At 64.4% G+C, this 18,644-nt stretch carries 19 protein-coding genes; 6 read left to right on the top strand and 13 right to left on the bottom strand.

Annotated elements, in window-relative coordinates; translation table 11 throughout:
* Positions 1-42 precede the first annotated feature (42 nt).
* Positions 43-1,296, bottom strand: coding sequence for an aspartate kinase (locus AC07UC_RS09490; RefSeq protein ID WP_140772248.1), 1,254 nt, complete (start codon positions 1,294-1,296; stop codon positions 43-45).
* Between the two features lie 238 nt (positions 1,297-1,534).
* Between AC07UC_RS09490 and AC07UC_RS09485 the strand changes: the two genes are divergently transcribed.
* A complete protein-coding gene (locus tag AC07UC_RS09485) occupies positions 1,535-3,400 on the top strand; it encodes a CHASE3 domain-containing protein (RefSeq protein WP_202325832.1) in 1,866 nt (621 codons plus the stop codon).
* A 211-nt stretch (positions 3,401-3,611) separates the two neighbouring features.
* On the opposite strand, the gene AC07UC_RS09480 is transcribed toward AC07UC_RS09485, so the two are convergent.
* Complete coding sequence (locus AC07UC_RS09480) at positions 3,612-5,843, bottom strand: diguanylate cyclase (protein ID WP_494905343.1); 2,232 nt, start codon at positions 5,841-5,843, stop codon at positions 3,612-3,614.
* Between the two features lie 343 nt (positions 5,844-6,186).
* Here AC07UC_RS09480 and ubiG point away from each other — a divergent pair, with 343 nt between their 5' ends.
* On the top strand, positions 6,187-6,936 hold the full coding sequence (ubiG, locus tag AC07UC_RS09475) for a bifunctional 2-polyprenyl-6-hydroxyphenol methylase/3-demethylubiquinol 3-O-methyltransferase UbiG (protein WP_140772254.1): 750 nt from the start codon (positions 6,187-6,189) through the stop codon (positions 6,934-6,936).
* A 99-nt stretch (positions 6,937-7,035) separates the two neighbouring features.
* On the opposite strand, the gene AC07UC_RS09470 is transcribed toward ubiG, so the two are convergent.
* A complete protein-coding gene (locus tag AC07UC_RS09470; protein ID WP_494905340.1) occupies positions 7,036-7,926 on the bottom strand; it encodes a DMT family transporter in 891 nt (296 codons plus the stop codon).
* Between the two features lie 114 nt (positions 7,927-8,040).
* On the opposite strand from AC07UC_RS09470, the gene AC07UC_RS09465 reads away from it, so the two are divergent.
* Positions 8,041-8,526, top strand: a complete 486-nt coding sequence (locus tag AC07UC_RS09465) for a MarR family winged helix-turn-helix transcriptional regulator (protein WP_494905338.1) — start codon at positions 8,041-8,043, stop codon at positions 8,524-8,526.
* A gap of 4 nt (positions 8,527-8,530) precedes the next feature.
* On the opposite strand, the gene AC07UC_RS09460 is transcribed toward AC07UC_RS09465, so the two are convergent.
* The 4 genes from AC07UC_RS09460 to AC07UC_RS09445 are packed head-to-tail and all read right to left on the bottom strand — an operon-like array spanning position 8,531 to position 10,926.
* Positions 8,531-8,956 carry a DUF1178 family protein gene (locus AC07UC_RS09460; RefSeq protein WP_056576228.1) on the bottom strand — a complete coding sequence of 142 codons (426 nt, stop codon included), beginning with the start codon at positions 8,954-8,956 and terminating at the stop codon, positions 8,531-8,533.
* A complete protein-coding gene (locus tag AC07UC_RS09455; RefSeq protein ID WP_140772259.1) occupies positions 8,953-9,819 on the bottom strand; it encodes a carbon-nitrogen hydrolase family protein in 867 nt (288 codons plus the stop codon). Before AC07UC_RS09455 ends, AC07UC_RS09460 begins: the two co-directional genes overlap by 4 nt.
* Positions 9,820-9,829: 10 nt before the next feature.
* Entirely contained in the window at positions 9,830-10,099 is a 270-nt protein-coding gene (grxC, locus tag AC07UC_RS09450) for a glutaredoxin 3 (RefSeq protein ID WP_056576221.1), read from the bottom strand.
* A 26-nt stretch (positions 10,100-10,125) separates the two neighbouring features.
* Positions 10,126-10,926, bottom strand: coding sequence for a ComF family protein (locus AC07UC_RS09445; protein WP_140772261.1), 801 nt, complete (start codon positions 10,924-10,926; stop codon positions 10,126-10,128).
* Positions 10,927-10,990: 64 nt separating this feature from the next.
* Here AC07UC_RS09445 and AC07UC_RS09440 point away from each other — a divergent pair, with 64 nt between their 5' ends.
* Entirely contained in the window at positions 10,991-11,863 is an 873-nt protein-coding gene (locus AC07UC_RS09440) for a methyltransferase domain-containing protein (RefSeq protein ID WP_494905335.1), read from the top strand.
* Positions 11,864-11,893: 30 nt separating this feature from the next.
* Here the strand turns inward: AC07UC_RS09440 and AC07UC_RS09435 are convergent, their stop codons facing one another.
* From AC07UC_RS09435 to argJ, 5 genes are all read right to left on the bottom strand, one after another.
* Positions 11,894-12,073 carry a Flp family type IVb pilin gene (locus tag AC07UC_RS09435; protein ID WP_140772265.1) on the bottom strand — a complete coding sequence of 60 codons (180 nt, stop codon included), beginning with the start codon at positions 12,071-12,073 and terminating at the stop codon, positions 11,894-11,896.
* A gap of 110 nt (positions 12,074-12,183) precedes the next feature.
* Positions 12,184-12,501 carry a hypothetical protein gene (locus AC07UC_RS09430; protein ID WP_140772267.1) on the bottom strand — a complete coding sequence of 106 codons (318 nt, stop codon included), beginning with the start codon at positions 12,499-12,501 and terminating at the stop codon, positions 12,184-12,186.
* 126 nt (positions 12,502-12,627) lie between these two features.
* Entirely contained in the window at positions 12,628-13,050 is a 423-nt protein-coding gene (locus AC07UC_RS09425) for a (deoxy)nucleoside triphosphate pyrophosphohydrolase (protein ID WP_202325824.1), read from the bottom strand.
* 8 nt (positions 13,051-13,058) lie between these two features.
* Complete coding sequence (locus tag AC07UC_RS09420; protein ID WP_140772268.1) at positions 13,059-13,811, bottom strand: GNAT family N-acetyltransferase; 753 nt, start codon at positions 13,809-13,811, stop codon at positions 13,059-13,061.
* 29 nt (positions 13,812-13,840) lie between these two features.
* A complete protein-coding gene (gene argJ / locus AC07UC_RS09415) occupies positions 13,841-15,082 on the bottom strand; it encodes a bifunctional glutamate N-acetyltransferase/amino-acid acetyltransferase ArgJ (protein WP_494905332.1) in 1,242 nt (413 codons plus the stop codon).
* 168 nt (positions 15,083-15,250) lie between these two features.
* On the opposite strand from argJ, the gene AC07UC_RS09410 reads away from it, so the two are divergent.
* The gene (locus tag AC07UC_RS09410) at positions 15,251-16,480 is read left to right on the top strand and encodes a caspase family protein (RefSeq protein ID WP_494905330.1); all 1,230 of its coding nucleotides are present in this window, start codon (positions 15,251-15,253) and stop codon (positions 16,478-16,480) included.
* A gap of 19 nt (positions 16,481-16,499) precedes the next feature.
* Here AC07UC_RS09410 and AC07UC_RS09405 read toward each other — a convergent pair whose 3' ends face one another.
* Positions 16,500-17,717, bottom strand: coding sequence for an MFS transporter (locus tag AC07UC_RS09405; RefSeq protein WP_494905328.1), 1,218 nt, complete (start codon positions 17,715-17,717; stop codon positions 16,500-16,502).
* 278 nt (positions 17,718-17,995) lie between these two features.
* On the opposite strand from AC07UC_RS09405, the gene AC07UC_RS09400 reads away from it, so the two are divergent.
* Positions 17,996-18,595, top strand: a complete 600-nt coding sequence (locus AC07UC_RS09400; RefSeq protein ID WP_494905326.1) for a TetR/AcrR family transcriptional regulator — start codon at positions 17,996-17,998, stop codon at positions 18,593-18,595.
* Positions 18,596-18,644: the final 49 nt, after the last annotated feature.

The following is an 18,644-nucleotide window of genomic DNA, read 5'->3' as shown; positions in this document are numbered from 1 at the left end:
TCCGCCGCTGCCGGCACGCGCGCAACAACTGATTCAGTCTTGCTACTGCTTATCCAGACCGTAGACGGAATGCAAAGTGCGAACCGCAAGTTCGGTGTACGGACCGTCGATCAGTATCGAAATCTTGATCTCGGAGGTGGTGATGGCGCGAATGTTGATCGCCTTGTCCGCCAGTGCCTTGAAGGCTGTGGCGGCGACACCGGCGTGGCTCCTCATGCCGATGCCGATGACCGAGACCTTCGACATGCCGGCTTCGGACTGCACGACATCGTAGCCGACCTCGGCTTTCAGCCGCTCAAGCACGGCCAGCGCCTTGTCGACGTCGCCCGATGGCACCGTGAAGGTCATGTCGGTGAACTTGCCGTCCTCGGAGATGTTCTGGACGATCATGTCGACATTGATGTTGGCCTCGGCCAGCGGCCCGAAAATGCCGGCGGCGACGCCTGGACGGTCGCCGACGCGGCGCAGCGAAATCTGGGCCTCGTCCTTGGCGTAGGCAATTCCGGTGACGACCTGCTGTTCCACGATCTCTTCCTCGTCGCAAATGAGCGTTCCCGGAGGATTGAGCAAATCCCCCATTCCGGGCGCGTCGGGATCGTCGAAGGACGACCGCACGAAGGTACGCACCCTGTGCACCATGGCAAGCTCGACCGAACGCACCTGCAGAACCTTGGCGCCGAGCGAGGCCATTTCAAGCATTTCCTCGAAGGAGATCTTGGCCAGCCGCCGCGCCTTGGGCTCGATGCGCGGATCGGTGGTGTAGACCCCGTCGACGTCGGTATAGATGTCGCAACGGTCCGCCTTGACCGCCGCGGCGATGGCGACGGCACTTGTGTCGGAACCGCCGCGACCGAGCGTTGCGATGCGATTGTCAGGTCCGATGCCCTGGAAGCCGGCGATGACGGCCACCTGCCCCTCGCCGAAGCGCTTGATCAGGAAGGCGCCGTCGATGTCGAGAATGCGCGCCGCGCCATGCGCGTTGTCGGTCTTGATCGGGATCTGCCAGCCCTGCCAGGAGCGGGCGTGCACGCCCATGTTCTGCAAGGTGATCGCCAGCAGGCCGGCGGTGACCTGTTCGCCGGAGGCGACGACGGCGTCATATTCGCGTGCGTCGTGCATCGGCGAGGCTTCGCGCGTCCAGCCGACCAGCTCGTTGGTCTTGCCGGCCATTGCCGAAACCACCACCGCCACTTCATGGCCGGCGTCGACCTCGCGTTTGACGTGACGCGCCACATTGCGGATGCGGGCGATGTCGGCGACGGAGGTTCCGCCGAATTTCATCACGATACGCGCCATGGAAGCGAAATGCCTTTGACTGAAGCCGGCCCCTTGCCAAAAAACTAGGAGCCGAAAGCGGAGGAAAGCGCCCGGCTGGCGCCGGCCGCTGAATGCGCGGCCTCCTTAGCCAAATGACGAAGGTTTCGCAAGGCTGGCGGCGGAATGCCGACGTCAACAAGACGGCATATTGCCTTCCAGGCCCGTGCCGCTTACCAAATGCTGCCCGCGGGGAATTCCTTTTGGTTCGGCATAACAGATGATTGCTCGTCTTCGACGCGCCACGCGATTGCAATCGCTCCCGCTTGTCGCCGGCTTCGCCGTGCTGGCATTGATCGTCGGCACGCGTGCCCTGCTCGTCGAGGGCCAGAGGGCCAATCGTGCCGCCGCGCGCGAGACGATCGAGTACCAGGATCTGCTTTCCGGGCTCCTTTCAATGGCGCAGGATGCCGAAAGTGGTCAGCGCGGCTACCTGCTGACCGGGGAAAAATCCTATCTCGAACCGTATCGGAAGGCCGTCGAGGCAATCCCGGGACAGCTCTCCCGCATCAATGCCATGACGGCTTCCGACGACCAGCTGGTCCAGCAGATCAATCACATCAAGGACGCGCTGGCGCAGAAACAGGCAGAACTGGCCGTGACGATCGCCCTTTACGACAAGGGCGACGTGGCCGGGGCCTTGCGACTGGTCCGCAGCGGCCAGGGCAAAGCCGCCATGGACGAGGTCCGCGCCAGCATGGACACGATCCGGCGCATGGGAGGCGCCGCGGTTGCCGAGCGCGACGCGCATACCGACCAGGTCGAGACCTGGCTGCGCATCGGCTCGCTGGCCGCCCTCTTCGCGATCTTCCTGCTCGCCACCTATACGATTCGCGAATCCCGCCGCCGCTTCCGCGAGGTCGCCACAGCCCAGGCAGAGCTGATGGGCAAGAACATCGAACTCGGCAACGAGATCGACACCCGCGAGAAGGCCGAATCCCAGATCCGCCAGATGCAGAAGATGGAAGCGGTCGGCCAACTGACCGGCGGCATCGCCCACGATTTCAACAACATGCTGGCGGTGATCCTCAGCGCCATGAACCTTGCCCAGCGCAAGCTGAAGCGCGGCGAGAACGACATCGAGAAATTCATCGAGGCCGCGACGGATGCTGCCAGCCGCGCCGCCAATCTGACCTCGCGGTTGCTTGCCTTCTCCCGTCTGCAGCCGCTGGCGCCGCAGGTCGTCGACACCAACCGGCTGGTCACCGGCATGTCCGACCTTCTGCACCGAGCGCTCGGCGAAGGCATCCGTATCGAAACGGTTTTGGCAGGCGGCCTGTGGAAAACCCACGCCGATCCGAGCCAGATCGAGAACGCGATCCTCAACCTGGCCGTCAATGCCCGTGATGCCATGGACAATGACGGAAAATTGACCATCGAGACCGCCAACAGCTATCTCGACGAAGCCTATGCCTCGATACACGCCGAAGTCACGCCTGGCCAATATGTGATGGTGGCGGTGACCGACACCGGCGCCGGCATGCCACCGGAGGTCATCGCCAAGGCCTTCGAACCCTTCTTCACGACCAAGCCGGTCAACAAGGGCACGGGACTTGGGTTGAGCCAGGTGTTCGGCTTCGTCAAACAGTCGGGCGGGCACGTCAAGATCTACTCCGAACCGGGTGAAGGCACGACGATCAAGATCTATCTGCCGCGGTTTTTCGGCCCGGAGGAGGCAGCAACACCCGCCGAGCGTGGCAAGAGCTCCGTCAAGGTCACCGAGACAATCCTCGTCGTCGAGGACGATGCCCGCGTGCGGGCCGCCACGACCGACGTCATGCGCGAACTCGGCTACACCGTCATCCATGCCGCAAGCGGCCCGGAGGCCCTTGAGAAGCTCGCCGCGACCTCAGGCGTCGCCCTGCTGTTCACGGATATCGTCATGCCGGTGATGAACGGCCGCAAGCTCGCGGAGGAGGCGGTCGCGCGCCAGCCCGGACTGAAAGTCATCTTCACCACCGGCTTCACCAGGAATGCGGTCGTCCATAATGGCGTGCTCGACCATGACGTGCACTTCCTGGCCAAGCCGTTCACCATCGAGCAGCTCGGCGCCAAGCTGCGCGAAGTGCTGGACGCTAAAGGATAGCCGGCGCTTTCTGCTGGACGTTCCCCGTCCAGGCAGCCAGCTCGCTGGTTCGCCGGCACCATCGCGACCAGCTCGGTCGATGTGGTGCGCTGGCGGAGCTGCGAGCAGGCTCTCGCCGCAGCCGGGCGGATCATGTCCGAGATCGGCAATTGCGAGGCCATGCACGCCATCGATCACGCCAGCGTCGACGTGACGAGCTCGTTCTGTCGCGTTAACCCACGCTTTGGTTGGCAGTGGAAAGGTCCCAGTCGGGATCGGCCTTGCCCAATCCGGCAACAACGCGGTCGCGGCCGTCCGCTTTTGCCTGATAGAGCGAACGATCCGCGGCGTTGACGATTTCGACCCATGACGCGCCGAGTTCCGGGAAGGCGGACACGCCGAACGAGGCCGTGATGGTTCCAAGCGTGCGGCCGCGATGCGCCAGATGCAGCTGCTTGATCGCCTTGCGCAGCGCTTCGGCGCGCTCGGCGGCATCGGCGAGCGACGTTCCCGGCATCATCAGGGCGAATTCTTCCCCTCCGTAGCGGGACACCACGTCACTGTCCCTGGCATGGTCGAGCAGCGTGCCGGCAACCTGCTTGAGCACGAGATCGCCCGCTTCGTGGCCGAACGTGTCGTTGAACTGCTTGAAATGATCGACATCGAGCATGATCATCGCCAGCGGCTGCTGGGAACGCTCCATGCGCCTCAGTTCGCGACTGCTTGTTTCCTCGAGATAGCGGCGGTTGTAGAGCCCGGTGTTCGGATCACGGATCGATTGCTGCCGCAATGTTTCGCGCAGGCGCAGATTGGCCAATGCCAGGGCCAGTGTATCGACGACGCCGCGCAGGATCTGTTGTCGCTCGGCCAGCCAGCCCGGCTTGCCGGCGGCGTCCGGTTCGCACAGATGCACGATGCCAAGCGTCTCCCCCTGCGCCGCCAGCGGCATACAGACATAGCCGCGACCGCCATTCTCGGTGATGTGGTTGCAGCGCGGCGTCAGCATGCCGGGGCCGGCAATATGCTCCTGGCCGCGCCGCAGCGCCCAGCAATCTTCCGGCGCAAACTGGCCAACGCTCGAACGCACAGTGCCCCAATGCGCCATTTCCTCGACCAGGTTGCGCGAGGCACTGGTCAGATGCACGGTTCCGCTCAATCCGCCGAAGAAATCCGGCATGGCCGAGCCGACGACGGAGAACGCCTCCTGGAAGGTGACGCACGCCTGAAGCAGCTCGCCGAGCTTGACCAGGCGGGTCGTTGCCTGGGACGTCTCCTTCAGTTCGCGGTTCAGTGTCGCCAGTTCCTCGGCGCGATCGCTGACCGCCCGCTCGGCGCTGCGCAACTCGCTGATGTCGTTCAACGTCAGCACGATGCCGCCATCGGAGCGATTGAGCGGGTTGCAGCTTGCAATCACCGGCAGGTACGATCCATCAGGCTTTGCCAGCCGTACCTCGGCCTGATGCCGGCGACCCGTGGTCAGCGCCAGTTCGATCGGCGATGTTGCCTGCGCCAGCCTGTCTGCCGACGGTCCCCTTATGTCGAGAACCTCAGGCCAATCCTGCCCCTCGATCTTGTCGTTGCGCCGCCCGACGATCTCGGCGGCTGCCGGATTGGCCGAGACGACCTTGCCATTGCCGTCGATGACGACAATGCCCTCGGCGACGGTGCGGACGATATCCTCAATATAGGCTTTCTGCTCGACGAGTTGCCCACGCGAGGATTCGAGCTCGGCTGCCATGCTATCGAAGCCTCGCGCCAATTGGCCAAACTCGTTATTGGAGACATGGCCGATGCGCGCCCCGGCGTCGCCGCGCGCCAGCGATTCGATGCCGCGGTTGAGGCCTGAAAGACCGGCGCCAAAGCCGCGTAGCAACAGGAAAGCCGAGAAGGCGGAGATCAGCACGGCGGCAGCGGTGCACAGACCGACAAGCCAAAGGATGGTGTTGGTGCGCTTTTGGGCAGCGTGCAGCAGCGGCGTATACTCGAACAGGACAGCGCCGACCGTCTTGCCGGGGGCATCCTTGATTGGCACTGTGACCAGGTTGATCGCTTCCGATATGTCGGCACTGGTTTCGACGAAGTCCCGCGGTGTGCCATCCTCGATCGTGCGGCCGACTTCATTGTCGGGATCGTGGCCGTACGGTGTGCCGACATTTTTTTCTTCGCCCGGGACATCGGCAAGGATGACCTTGTCGTGATCGACGACAACGAGATCGCGTTTCGAGTCGCTGTGCTGCGATCTCACGAATTCGCGCAGCGCGTCTGGCCTTTCGAACAAGGAATGCGGTGCATCGGAAGCCCTGAAGGCAATCGTTTCGGCCAATTGCCGTCCGACGCTCGTCGCTTCGGCGAGCGCACCGGATCTTGTAAGCGATATCTGGGAGACGATGGCAATGCCGCCCACCAGGCCGATCAGGGCCGCTGCGCTCAACAAGGTGGCAATAATCTGGGTCTTGATCCGCACCAAGCCATCTCAATCAATGGGAGGGCAATGTATATGCCGAATCCCGGTTGTGCTTCAGGAAACCGCCAACCTCGTAAATTTGATGTTAAGGAAACCCGATCGGCCACCATCTCCAGCAGACACCCGGCGCCGAGGGATTCAGTGCGGCGCTCATGCCTTGGCAGAACGCTCCGCCCTGTCGGCACGGCAAAATTGTTGCCTTGACTTTCCCGCGCCCGCGCCCGACTTCGTAGCGCATGACCCCGAAATCGAAGTCGATTTCGGGGTCATGCGCAGAATCAAAGTGCTACAGCGTCCTTTGCGCGTCCAAGGATGCGCGGCGCTGTAGTCGAGGAGACAACCAATGCCAGAGCCCCGACGATCGACGATCGATGCCGGAGAAGTGGAACGCTTTTCCGCCCTTGCCGCCGAATGGTGGAACCCGAACGGCAAGTTTCGTCCGCTGCATAAATTCAATCCGGTCCGGCTTTCCTATATCCGCGACCAGATAGCGGCGCGCTTCGGCCGTGACCCACGCGCCGCGCGGCCCTTCGAGGGCCTGCGCATCCTCGATATCGGCTGCGGCGGTGGCCTCTTGTGCGAGCCGATGGCGCGGCTTGGCGCCGAAGTCGTGGGAGCGGATGCCTCCGAAACAAACATCGAAGTGGCGAAACTGCATGCCGCCGAAGGCAATGTGAGCGTCGACTATCGCGCCACGACGGCCGAGGACCTTGCCGACGCCGGCGAGACATTCGACGTCATCCTCAACATGGAAGTGGTAGAGCATGTCGCAGACATCGAGCTGTTCGTCGCCAAATGCGGACAGATGGTCCGGCCCGGCGGCATCATGTTCGTGGCCACCATCAACCGCACGCTGAAGGCGCTGGGCCTGGCCATCATCGGCGCCGAATACGTGCTGCGCTGGCTGCCGCGCGGCACCCACCAGTTCGGCAAGCTGGTGCGGCCCGAAGAGCTGGAAAAGGCGCTTGGCGGCGCCGGCCTGACGATCATCGACCGCACCGGCGTCACCTACAATCCGCTCGCCGATCGCTGGGCGCGATCGAAGGACATGGACGTCAACTACATGGTGCTGGCGGAAAAAGGATCGGTCTGACCGACTAGCGTTCCGGAATCGTACCGCAGGCAGCGCGCGCAGCCGGCATCCTCGGCCAGAGCCCGGTGGCGATGCCGACGACGGCACAAACTGAGACCGTCAGGCCTTCTGGTTTTGTGCCCTGGTGGTGATGAACACGCCGGCGGTAATGATGACGGCGCCGGCCCAGGTCAGCAGCCGATAGTGCTCGCCAAGGAAGATCGTGCCGGCAAACAGGCCGACCGCGGCCGCAACATAACCGATCTGGCTGAGATAGACCGGGCCGCCGACCGCCTGCAGCCGGAAGAAGAAGGCGAACATCGCCGACGCGGACGCGACTTGCGCGACGACGACCAGCGGCACGCCGCCGAGCGGCGCGAAGGCCTTGGTGCCGAACAGGGTGAGAATACCGGCGAGCAGCAGCGCCGCCGACGCCAGATGACTGCCGACAGCGAGTTCGATCGGTCCGGTGCCTTCAGGCCAATCCACCGTGCGGTAGATGTTGCCAACGGCAAGGCTGACCGGGATGAGCAGGCCCATGACCACCCAGAAAAGGTCGGCCGGCTGGCCGGCCTCGCCGCGCGTCACCGCCACCATGACGGCGCCGACGAAGCCGACAGCAATGCCGGCTATGCCCAGGATGTTCGGGCGCCGCACACGCAGCAGGATCGAGAACACCAGCGTGATGACAGGCGACAGCGTGAACATGATGCCGGTGTAGCCGGCACCAAGATGCGGAATGGCCGAGAACATCAGGAGATTGGGGACGGCATAGGACACGGCGGCCGTGACGAAGAAATAGCGCAATTTGTGCGCGGTGAGCCGGATACGCTCCCCGCGCAACAGAAGTACGCACAAAAGCACGCCGCCGGCACCGAACGAGATGACGAAGGCCCAGACCATGGCCGGCACGCCGGCTGCCGTGGCGAGCTTGCCGAAGGGCAGCGTCAGCCCGAGCAGGCCGCCCGTGACGACCAGCAGGCCGAGCGCCGAATCCCAGAGAAATTTCATCGGATGGTCCCGTCACTCAATCGCGAATTCGGCACTTGCGGCTTGGCCGGTTCTGTATCTTGAGGTAAGATAACGCAAAGATTCTTGGCGTCAAGATATTTAACGGTGAGACAAATGGATCGCGCGGCAAAGGCGGTCGAGCAGTGGAAACGGGAGCGGCCGGATCTGGACGTCTCGCCGATGGCGGTGCTCGGGCGATTGAACGAAGCCTCGTCGCTGATCGCGCGGGATCGCCTCGCCCCGCTGTTTGCCCGTTTCGGACTGCAGGCCGGTGAATTCGACGTGCTGGCGACGCTGCGCCGCTCCGGAGCCCCTTACGCGCTGACGCCGACCACTCTCTATGAAGCGACGATGGTGACATCGGGCGCCATGACCAACCGGCTCGACCGGCTGGAGAAAGCCGGATTGATCGTGCGCGGCCCCCACCCCAATGACCGGCGCGGCATTGTCGTGCAGCTTACCGGGAAAGGTCTGTCCTTGATCGACGAGGCCTTGACCGCCCACGTCGCCAACGAGCATGAAATTCTCGCCGGTCTAAGCGACGCCGAACGGGAGATGCTGGCCCGACTGCTTGGCAAATTAATCGCAAGCTTGAGCTAACCGCTCAGTTGCGGTCGTCCGGAAACACCGGGATCGGCATGAACTCGACGCCGTCCTCGGCAAGGCTCTTGGCCTCTTCGAGCGTCGCCTCGCCATAGATGCCGCGCGGATCTGTTTCGCCGAAATGGATTTTTCGCGCTTCCTCGGCGAACTTGTCGCCGACATAGTCGGCATTCTCCCGCACCTTCTCCGCCATCGCCTTGAGTTGCGCCAGCGCCTGTTTCTGCGCCTCGCCCATGGCGAGCGCGATGGTCTCCTGCTTGCGGGCCGTCGAAACGGCGGGCGCCATCAGGGCCTTCTCCACCTTGTGCGAGCCGCAGCTGGGGCAATCGACAAAGCCGCGCTTCTTCTGGGTGTCGAAATCGTCATTGCTGCGAAACCAGCCCTCGAACTCGTGCTCGTTTTCGCAGATCAGGGAAAAGCGGATCAAGAGGCGGCACCCCTGAGACGCGGCGCGTCGACCTCGCCGGCATTGATGTCGAAATCCCGCGCATTCTTCAAATTGGGGATCTTCTTGCGTGCCGCAAGCGACTGCGCCGGGTCGATCTCGGCAACGATCACCGCCGGCTCGTCATGCGCGGCTTCGGCGATGATGCGGCCCCAGGGATCGACGATCAGCGAATGGCCATAGGTCTCGCGGCCATCCTCATGCAGGCCGCCTTGCGCGGCCGCGACCACAAAGGCACCGTTCTCGATGGCGCGCGCCCTCAGCAGCACATGCCAGTGCGCCTCGCCGGTCTGGCGGGTGAAGGCGGCGGGCACGGTCAGAATATCGGCGCCGGCCAGCGCCTCGGCGCGGAACAATTGCGGGAACCTCAGATCGTAGCAGACCGCAAAGCCCAACCTAGCGCCGGCAACCCCGGTCACGACGGCCTCGGTGCCTGGTTCATAGGCTGAGGATTCGCGCCAACTCTCGCCATTGTCGAGGTCGACGTCGAACATGTGGATCTTGTCATAGGTGGCGAGCGTGGCGCCATCCGGGCCAAACAACAGCGCCCGGTTGGCGAGCTTGCCGTCGGCGCGCAGGATGGCTGTCGAGCCGATATGCAGGAAGACTCCGAGTTCGCGCGCCAACCTGCGCGCGGTCGCCACGATGATGTCCTTGTCTTCGGAGGTGAAGGAGGCTGCACGCGCTTGCTTGTCGCGGATCAGCGCCCCGGTCATTTCCGGCGTCTGGATGTAGGTTGCGCCCTGGCCTGCCGCTTCACGCACCAGCCTTTCGAGATCGACCGCATTGCGCTCGGGACTTTCGCCTGAACGCATCTGGACGGCGGCAGCCTTGAAAACACCCATCATCAAATCCTCAAATCGTCGCGCCGTTGGCGAGCAGTTTGTCGAGCCGGCCTTCGGCCTCCAGCTCGTGGAGGTCGTCGCTGCCGCCGACATGCGTCTCGCCGATGAAAATCTGCGGAAAGGTCGTGCGGCCGTGAGCGCGCGAGATCATCTCCTGACGCAGCTCCGGCGAAAACGAAGCGTCGTGCTCGGTATAGGCGACGCCCTTGCGCTCCAGCAGCCGTTTGGCCGCCGTGCAGTAGCCGCACATCATGCGCGTATAGATCGTGACATCCACCATGACGAATTTCCACTTTCGTTGCCGACTTATATAGTCGCGGACTCGTCCGCCCGAAAGTCCCCCGGCAACACGCGGGCAAAGGTCAGAACATCGACGGCCCCGGCGCCTCCTTTTTTCAGCGCCTTGGTGGCGGCACGCACGGTGGCGCCGGTCGTGTAGACATCATCGATCAGGAGTACCCTGCGGCCGGCGATCTCGATTTCCGCCTCGACCGGCACGCGAAAGGCGGCCCGCACATTCTCCTCGCGCTCCTGCCGCTCCAGCCCGACCTGCTGGCGGGTGAGTTTCACGCGCCGCATGGCGGCGGGTGCGAAAGGCAGCCCGCTGAGGTCGCAGACCGCACGCGCCAATTCCGCCGACTGGTTGAACCGTCGCCGGAAAAAACGCCGCCAGTGCAGCGGCACCGGTACAACCACATCGGCTTCGGCGATGAGATCGGCGCCCGCCCGCACCATCCAGCGCGCCATCCAGGGCGCTAGATCGGTGCGATCCTGATATTTCAGGCCTTGCACCATCTGGCGGGCAACGCCGGAATAGGCGACGGCTGCCCGCGCCCGTTCGAAGGGCGGTGGATCGGCGATCGCCTCGGCCGACAGAAAGCCCTCGCCCATATGGTGGGTGAACGGCGTGCCCATCACCGGGCACCACGGCCGCTCCAGGAGCCGCAGCTTCGGCCAGCAGGCGCCGCAGAGCACCCCGGGTTGCGAGACATGACGGCGGCAGCCGGCGCAGACCGGGGGAAACAGGATACGCGCCGGCCAGCCGAGGGCCGATCGGGTGAGGTTCCTGATCCCGATGGACTTGATCTCTGGCATCGGATCGGCCACGTGGTTGGTTCTCCGTGCCATCATACCAACTATATCAGGGCGTGGACAAACAAGGATCCGCCCGTTGCAGCCTATTATCGATACCTCACTGTGGCTGGCGCACAAGCGGCGTGCGCTCACCCACCCGGTCGACGGTGCCGATTTCCTCATGAACCGCGCTGCCGAGGACCTTGCCGACCGGCTGGGTGCCGTCGAGCGCAGGTTCGGCAAGGCGGCGGTGCTGTTTTGCCAGACGCCGGCCGCGGCCGACGTGCTCGCCGCCAGCGGCAAGGTGGCGGAAATCGCCCGCGTCGAGACGGACGCGGTTTTCCTGGATGGTGCGGCCGGCTTGGTCGCGCCGCTGGAAACAGTGCCCTTCGAGCCGCAAAGCCTCGATCTGGCGGTATCGCTTCTGTCGCTGCAGGCGATGAACGACATTCCCGGCATGCTGATCCAGATCCGTCGCGCCCTGCGTCCGGACGGGCTCTTTCTCGGTGCCTTCGCCGGTGCCGGCACGCTCAGCGAGCTGCGCGAAAGCCTGCTTGCGGCCGAGACCGAGCTCTATGGCGGCGTCAGCCCGCGCGTCATCCCCTTCACCGACGTGCGCGACGCCGGTGCGCTGCTGCAGCGCGCCGGCCTCGCTTTGCCGGTTGCCGACGTCGAGACGGTGACGGTGCGCTATGCCAATTTGTTTGCCCTGATGGCCGATCTGCGCGCCATGGGCGAAACCAGCGCCCTCGCGGACCGCAGCCGGCGGCCGGGCTCGCGCCGGCTGTTTGCCCGCGCCGCCGAGATTTACGCCGAGCGGTTTTCCGACCCGGACGGTCGGATCCGGGCGAGCTTCTCGATGGTCTGGATGTCCGGCTGGGCACCGGATGCATCGCAGCAGAAGCCACTGAAGCCTGGCTCAGCCAAGGTCTCGTTGAAGACTGTATTGGAGGGTCCGGAAGGACATTGACCGGCCCGCGGGTGCGGACAGGGTCGCAAGTCAGTGTGCGAAAGCGTTCGCGAGCCTGCTGCCGTTGTCGCTGAACAACCAGGTAATTGAGTTGAAGACCTGGCCGATGCCGCCGATGATCGTCAACGACAGCACCATGATGATCAGGCCGTATTCGACGGCCGTGGCGCCATTGTCGTCCTTCAGAAAACGCAGCAGCACTGTTTTCATCACCTTGATCCCCGTTGCCAGGACCTTACCGCCGATCTGTTAAGAAAGGTTAACGGCAAAGCCTTAACAGGCGGTGAAGCCGCCGCCTTCTCGGAAAATTCTTAACCATGTCAGCAGTCACCGCTGGTCCTGCCATCGGACCCGATGATGCAGACCGAACCGGGCTGTGGCTGCAGCACACTGCGACGCACCGTATAGGTGCCGCGATGGCCAATCGAGCCGGTGGTTGTCATGTCGAGGCCACCGGGAAAGTCGTCTCGCACGGATTGCGAGCGCGTCTGGCTGTCGAGGAAAGGGGTTGCGATCAGCGCCAGCGCCACCGCGGCCGACCCGAACAGCAGCGTGACGCGCAGGATGCCCATGCCGGCATCGGCGGCACGAAAGCTCCGGTCAGGCCGGATCGAGTCCCAATCCCTGTCTAGGCTCATGCTGTCGCTCCCGGGCAAATCGGCCGTGCGGCCGCGACGACACGGCCATGCATCAATTTTTCATGATGAGATAAATCTTCCATTAACGCTGGCTGATATGGATCGTGGTCCGATCAGTCGCGATCCTCAGAGCAGGTCGATGAGGAACGGAATCAGCGGCGCGTCGGCCGGCGGCATCGGATAGTCGCGCATCTGCTTTGGCCGCACCCATTTCAGCGCCTGCCCTTCCCTGGGCTGCGCAATGCCCCGGAAGCGGCGGCACACAAACAGCGGCATCAGGAGATGGAAGTCGTCATAGGAATGGCTGGCGAAGGTGAGCGGCGCGAGGCACGGGATCTCGGTCTCGATGCCGATCTCCTCATGCAGTTCACGGATGATGCATTGTTCCGGCGTCTCGCCGGGCTCGACCTTGCCGCCCGGAAATTCCCACAGGCCGGCAAGTTGCTTGCCTGGCGGCCGCTGCGCCAGGAGCACGCGGCCGTCGGCGTCGACCAGCGCGCAGGCCGCGACCAGGAGCAGGCGCTTGCCGGTATTCACCAGATCATTCATGCCCAACTTCACTCATGACCGGGCGGCCGGCGGTAGTGGTATCGGTAGACTTCCTCGAAGCCGAGTGAACGGTAGAGCGCAAGCGCCGGCGCATTGCCGGCCTCGACCTGCAACCAGGCTTCGCGTGCGCCGCGCAGCCTCGCCCACTTGAGCGCCGACAGGATCAGGTTGCGGCCGTGACCCTTGTTGCGCGCCGACTTGTCGGTGGCGACCTCGAACAGGCCGGCAAGATCGCCGTCATGCACGCAGATCAGCGTCGCCAGCGCCTCTGCTCCATCCTCGAGCGCGAACAGCCCAGCCTCGGGCTGGATGGCGCCTATGATCTCCGACAGGCCGGGCCGCAGCGAAACGTCCGAGCCGCTGACCTTGAGCGACGCGCCGATGAAGCGGCTGATGTCCTTGAGCGGAATCTGATCCATGGCGGCGTCGAGCTGGGCATCGGCCAGCGGCAGCCGCATGACCAGCGATTCGTCGAACCGGCTCCAACCCTCCTTGTCGAGATGATTGGCCAGATCGGGACCCGAGAGCGGCGACATGCGGAACGTCAGCGGCCTTCCATAGGCATCGAAACGGCGGCTGGCCCGGCCGATACGGTCGGCGATGTGCTGGATGTCGCCGGGATCGAGCGGATTGACCGAATTCAGCCGCTTGGCCGGATGGCCGGCTGTGAGCCGCACCACCCAGGTGCCGTCATAATGGACGGCGGCCGCCGGCCAGGCGCGAAAACCGGCCGCCTCGTAGCGACGCACGATCGCGAGCATGCTTGCCGGATGCCTGGAAGCCAAAACCGTCAGCTCCGATAATCGCCATTGATGGCAACGTATTCCTTGGTGAGATCGCAGGTCCACACCGTTGCCTTGCCGCGGCCGATGCCGATATCGGCGCGGATACGAATATCGTCGCGCTTCATGTAGGCGGAGGTCTTTTCTTCCGAATAGGCCGGATCACGCTCGCCCTCATGCGCCAGCCGGTTGTCGCCGAACCAGATCGACAGCCGGTCGCGGTCTGCGGGTTCGCCGGCCTTGCCGACGGCCATGACGACGCGGCCCCAATTGGCGTCCTGGCCGGCGACCGCCGTCTTGACCAGCGGCGAATTGGCGATCGACAGCGCGATGCGCTTGGCCGAGCGGGCCGATTTCGCGCCGGTGACGGTCACTTCGACCTGCTTGCGGGCGCCCTCGCCGTCACGCACCACTTGCAGCGCCAGCGACTTCAGCACCTTGCCGAGCGCCCGGCGGAACTGGCCCAGGCGCGCATCTTTCGGGTCGGTGATCTCAGGCGCGCCGCGCTTCGCGGCCTTGCCGGTGGCGAAGATCAGCAGCGTGTCGCTGGTCGAGGTGTCGCTGTCGACGGTGACCGCGTTGAAGGTCTTGGCCGTGCCGCGCGACAACAGGTCCTGCAGCACCGGGGCCGCGATCGGCGCGTCGGTGGCGATGAAGGAGAGCATCGTCGCCATGTCGGGGGCGATCATGCCGGCGCCCTTGGAGATGCCGTTGATGGTGACTTCGGTGTCACCGAGCTTGATCGTCTGCGTCGCCACCTTCGGATAGGTGTCCGTGGTCATGATGGCCTTTGCCGCCTCGGTCCACAGGTCGGGCTTGCCATCGCTGACCAGCCCGGCGAGCAGATGGCTGAACTTGGTTGTGTCGAGCGGCTCGCCGATGACACCGGTCGAGGCCAGGAAAACCTCACCGGCCGTGCAGCCGGCGGCCTTGGCCGCCGCCTCGCCGGTCAGCGCGGTGGAGTCGCGGCCCTTCTTGCCGGTGAACGCGTTGGCGTTGCCGGAATTGACCACCAGCACCCGTGCCTTCCCGGCGCCAAGGTTCTGGCGGCAGAAATCGACCGGCGCCGAGGGGCATTTCGACTTGGTGAACACGCCGGCGACCGTGGTGCCGGCGTCGAACACCATGGCCAGGAGATCGGTGCGGTTCTTGTACTTTATCCCCGCTTCGGCGGTGGCGATGCGCACCCCTTCGATGACCGGCATCTTGGGGTATTTCTTCGGCGCGAGCGGCGAAATCGTCGTGGACATGGGGACCTCGGGCGGGAAAATCGCAAGGGAAGGCCGGTTTGCCCGATACGGCGCGCGGGCGCAAGGGCGTTTTCGCCGCGCCTGCCGGGGCGGCCAACCATGCCGGATTAAGCCTGCATTTCAAATCTGTTGGCATCGCCGGCGCCTGTGGCGCTATGATCGCGCCCCATGGGCAGGCTTGCGATCCTCGCATGGGCATTTCTGGGGTTTTTGCTGCTGAGCGCCGACGCTGAGCCGGCGCGGCGCGTGGCGCTCGTCATCGGCAACGGCACCTATGCAGAGGCCGGGACGCTGGCCAATCCGGTCAACGACGCTCTCGACATCGCCGACAAGCTGCGCTCCATCGGCTTCGAGGTCATCGAAGGCAATGATCTCGGCAAGCGCGAGCTCGAACGCAGCATCGGCGAGTTCTCCGATGCGCTCGAAGGCGCCGGCGTCGGGCTTTTCTACTATGCCGGCCACGGCCTGCAGGTCGACGGGCGCAATTACATCGTGCCGGTCGACGCCAGGCTCGACATGCCGGTGAAACTGCAGCTCGAAGCGGTGCCGATCGACGAAGTCCTCGACATCATGGAACAGCAGACCAAGGTCAGCCTGGTGTTTCTCGATGCCTGCCGCAACAACCCGTTTGCCCGCAGCCTCAGCCGCACCGCCACCACGCGCTCGGCGACGGCGCTCGCCGGGCTGGCGCAGTTCGATTCGACGCGCGGCTCTTTCATCGCCTTCTCGACGGCGCCGGGCGCGGTCGCCATGGACGGCAGCGGGCGCAACTCGCCCTTTGCATCAGCCCTCTTGCGGCACATCGCCGAACCCGGCCAAAGCATCAACGACATGATGATCGCGGTGCGCCGCGACGTGGTTTCGCAAACTCGCGAAGGCCAGCGCCCCTGGGAACAGGGCTCGCTGCTCGAACGCTTCGAATTCGTCCCGGGTGCAGGGCCTGCGCCGGAGCCCAGGCCGGCTGCCGAGCCCGCGCCGGCCTCGCAGGTCGCGGCACTGGAGCGCTCCGTCGGCGACGACAAGGCTTCGATCGAAAAATTCCTGCGCCGGGATTATCTGACGCCCGACACCAGGACGATGGCTGACATGGTCAAGCGGATCTACGGCCCGTCCGCTACCATCTTCGGCACGCGCTACGACAACGATGCCCTCGTCAAGGTGAAGACCGACTGGTTCGCGCAATGGGCCTCGTGGTCGCTCGGGCTGGAACCCGGCAGCCTGGAGATCACCCCGCATGGGCAGGACCGCGCCGATGCAGCCTTTGCCATGCGCTACGACTATGTGCCGAAGGACAAGTCGGCGGCAAGGCTGACCGGCAAGGCGCGCGTCACGCTCGGGCTGGTCAAGGCCGTGGGGGGATGGCGCATCGAATCCGAAACCTCGCAAGCCATGCAATGAGAGGTGATCCGCGGCGCATTCACGCGTTTTCGCGCGATATGAATTCAGTGGCGAAACAGAGCAGTCCGGCAATCGGCAGCGCCAGGCCGATCCAGGACACCAGTGGCCAGCCGCCTTGCGCATACGCCCAGCCGCCGACGCCCGAGCCGATCGCGCCGGCGATGAAGAACGTCGCCATGTAGAGTCCGTTGAGACGGCTGCGATGTGCGGCGCCGAGCGAGAACAGATCCCGATAGCCTAGGACAAGGTTGGTCTGCACGCCGAAGTCGAGCACGATGGCGGCGGCGACCAACAGCGCCAACGAAAGCGTCGAGCCGGTATGGGCGATGTGGGTTACGAGAAACGCGACGGCGACGCACAGCATGGCAAAGGCGGTTGCCGGCCGGCCCCATCCGCGGTCGGCGGCTCTTCCGGCGAGCGGCGCGGCGATTGCGCCGGCGACGCCGGCCAACGCGAACAAGCCGATGCCGCGCTGCGTCAAGCTGAACTCTGGACCGGCCAGCAGCAGCGGCGTCGTCGTCCAGAACAGGCTGAACGCCGCGAAAAGGAATGCCTGGTAGAGAGCCCGCCGGCGCAGGACGGGCGTCGTGCGCGCAATATGGACCATGGATGCCAAAAGCGCGCCATAGCTCAGACGCGCCGTCGGCACGCGCCTGGGCAGCGCAAACCGCAGCACCACGGCCAGCAGGATCATGGCGGTGCAAGAACTGAAGTAGACCACATGCCAGGACGACAGCGCGGTGATGAAGCTGGAAAACGGGCGTGACAGCATGATACCCAGCAACAATCCCACCGAGACATTGCCGACCACGCGGCCACGCCTTGCTTCCGGCGCCAGGTGCGCCGCATAGGGGATAAGCATCTGCACCGCGACCGAGCCGAGACCGACAAACAGCATCGCGGCCAGAAAAGCCATTGGCTGCGTCGAAATCGCCGCGCCCAGCAAGGCGAGCGTTGCAACGGCGAGTATGCCAAGCACGAGCCTGCGGTTTTCCACGAGGTCGCCTAGCGGCACGATGAACAGCAGGCCCACTCCGTAGCCGATCTGGGCCATCGTAACGATCAGGCCCGCCGCATGGGGCGGCAGGCCAAGTTCGGCGCCGATCGGGCCGATCAGTGGTTGTGCATAATAGATATTGGCAACGATCAGCCCACAGGCCGCGGCCAACAGAAAGGTCATCCAACTCGAAATCGTCGTCTCGGCGGGCGCGGAGCCGGATGCGATAATGGTCGTCATGGCGATACCGATCGGAACGGAACGTTCCGTTGAATAGAACGAACCGTTCCGTTTCGTCAAGCGATGATGTATGAATATCTCGAATGTGTGAGCATATCTTGGCATCGGCGCTTTTTGCGGCCAAATGGCTTCATTTGGCGTCCGCACGAATGCTGTCAGGAAAACGAGCGCTTTTGCTCCGGATGGTTCCTGTCCGAGCAAGAATGTGGTGAGGCAAGGAGTTGCTGGCGGGTTGTTGGTCCAGCAGAGACGAGAACCCGCTTCAGGAGGAACGGCCAATGAACGAAATCGCCGATCCGGCACGCAGATCGATTGGCGCCAGGCGCAACCCCGACAGCGCCGAAGCGATTCTGGAGGCCGCCGAGGCCGTGCTGGTCGAGGCCGGTTATGCCGGGTTCTCGATCGAGGCGGTGGCGCGGCGCGCCCGTGCCGGCAAGCCGACCATCTATCGCTGGTGGCCGAGCAAGGCGGCCCTGCTGCTCGAAGTCTACCAGCGCCAGAAGCGCGTCGACGTCCCCGATACGAGAAGCCTGGAAGAGGATCTCGTCGGCTTCCTGGTCAATCTGTTCGCGCACTGGCGCGAGACATCGTCGGGCAACGTGTTCAGATCGCTGATCGCCGAGGCGCAGTCGGATGAAACCGCGGCCGCGGCCCTTGCCGGTTATGCCGGAGGGCGCCGCACCCACACCGGCCTGATCATCGAGCGCGCCAAGGCAAGGGGCGAGATCACCAGCGACATCGACCCTGGCGTGGTAGCGGACCTCGTCGCGTCCTATGCCTGGCGGCATCTCTTGACCAACCGGCTCGACGAGCCTGAGGCGGCGATACGCAAGATGGTCCGCTATCTCCTGCAAGGCATAGCGGCGCCCGCTAGATAACGGCATCGGCGACACCAGCAAAAAGGGCGCGGCAATCCTTGGCTGCCGC

This window comes from Mesorhizobium sp. GW821-FHT04C10, assembly GCF_059420305.1.
Note: the sequence above shows the minus strand (reverse complement) of the source record. Positions and strands in the feature narration are given on the sequence as shown.

Bases quoted from the DNA above. Each gene is read 5' to 3' on its own strand.
- argJ (WP_494905332.1), bottom strand. From the start codon at position 15,082: ATGTCCACGACGATTTCGCCGCTCGCGCCGAAGAAATACCCCAAGATG.
- grxC (WP_056576221.1), bottom strand. From the start codon at position 10,099: ATGGTGGATGTCACGATCTATACGCGCATGATGTGCGGCTACTGCACG.
- AC07UC_RS09405 (WP_494905328.1), bottom strand. From the start codon at position 17,717: ATGACGACCATTATCGCATCCGGCTCCGCGCCCGCCGAGACGACGATT.
- AC07UC_RS09470 (WP_494905340.1), bottom strand. From the start codon at position 7,926: ATGAAATTTCTCTGGGATTCGGCGCTCGGCCTGCTGGTCGTCACGGGC.
- AC07UC_RS09400 (WP_494905326.1), top strand. From the start codon at position 17,996: ATGAACGAAATCGCCGATCCGGCACGCAGATCGATTGGCGCCAGGCGC.
- AC07UC_RS09420 (WP_140772268.1), bottom strand. From the start codon at position 13,811: ATGCTCGCGATCGTGCGTCGCTACGAGGCGGCCGGTTTTCGCGCCTGG.
- ubiG (WP_140772254.1), top strand. From the start codon at position 6,187: ATGCCAGAGCCCCGACGATCGACGATCGATGCCGGAGAAGTGGAACGC.
- AC07UC_RS09430 (WP_140772267.1), bottom strand. From the start codon at position 12,501: ATGAGCCTAGACAGGGATTGGGACTCGATCCGGCCTGACCGGAGCTTT.
- AC07UC_RS09490 (WP_140772248.1), bottom strand. From the start codon at position 1,296: ATGGCGCGTATCGTGATGAAATTCGGCGGAACCTCCGTCGCCGACATC.
- AC07UC_RS09425 (WP_202325824.1), bottom strand. From the start codon at position 13,050: ATGAATGATCTGGTGAATACCGGCAAGCGCCTGCTCCTGGTCGCGGCC.
- AC07UC_RS09485 (WP_202325832.1), top strand. From the start codon at position 1,535: ATGATTGCTCGTCTTCGACGCGCCACGCGATTGCAATCGCTCCCGCTT.
- AC07UC_RS09455 (WP_140772259.1), bottom strand. From the start codon at position 9,819: ATGGGTGTTTTCAAGGCTGCCGCCGTCCAGATGCGTTCAGGCGAAAGT.
- AC07UC_RS09410 (WP_494905330.1), top strand. From the start codon at position 15,251: ATGGGCAGGCTTGCGATCCTCGCATGGGCATTTCTGGGGTTTTTGCTG.
- AC07UC_RS09435 (WP_140772265.1), bottom strand. From the start codon at position 12,073: ATGAAAACAGTGCTGCTGCGTTTTCTGAAGGACGACAATGGCGCCACG.
- AC07UC_RS09465 (WP_494905338.1), top strand. From the start codon at position 8,041: ATGGATCGCGCGGCAAAGGCGGTCGAGCAGTGGAAACGGGAGCGGCCG.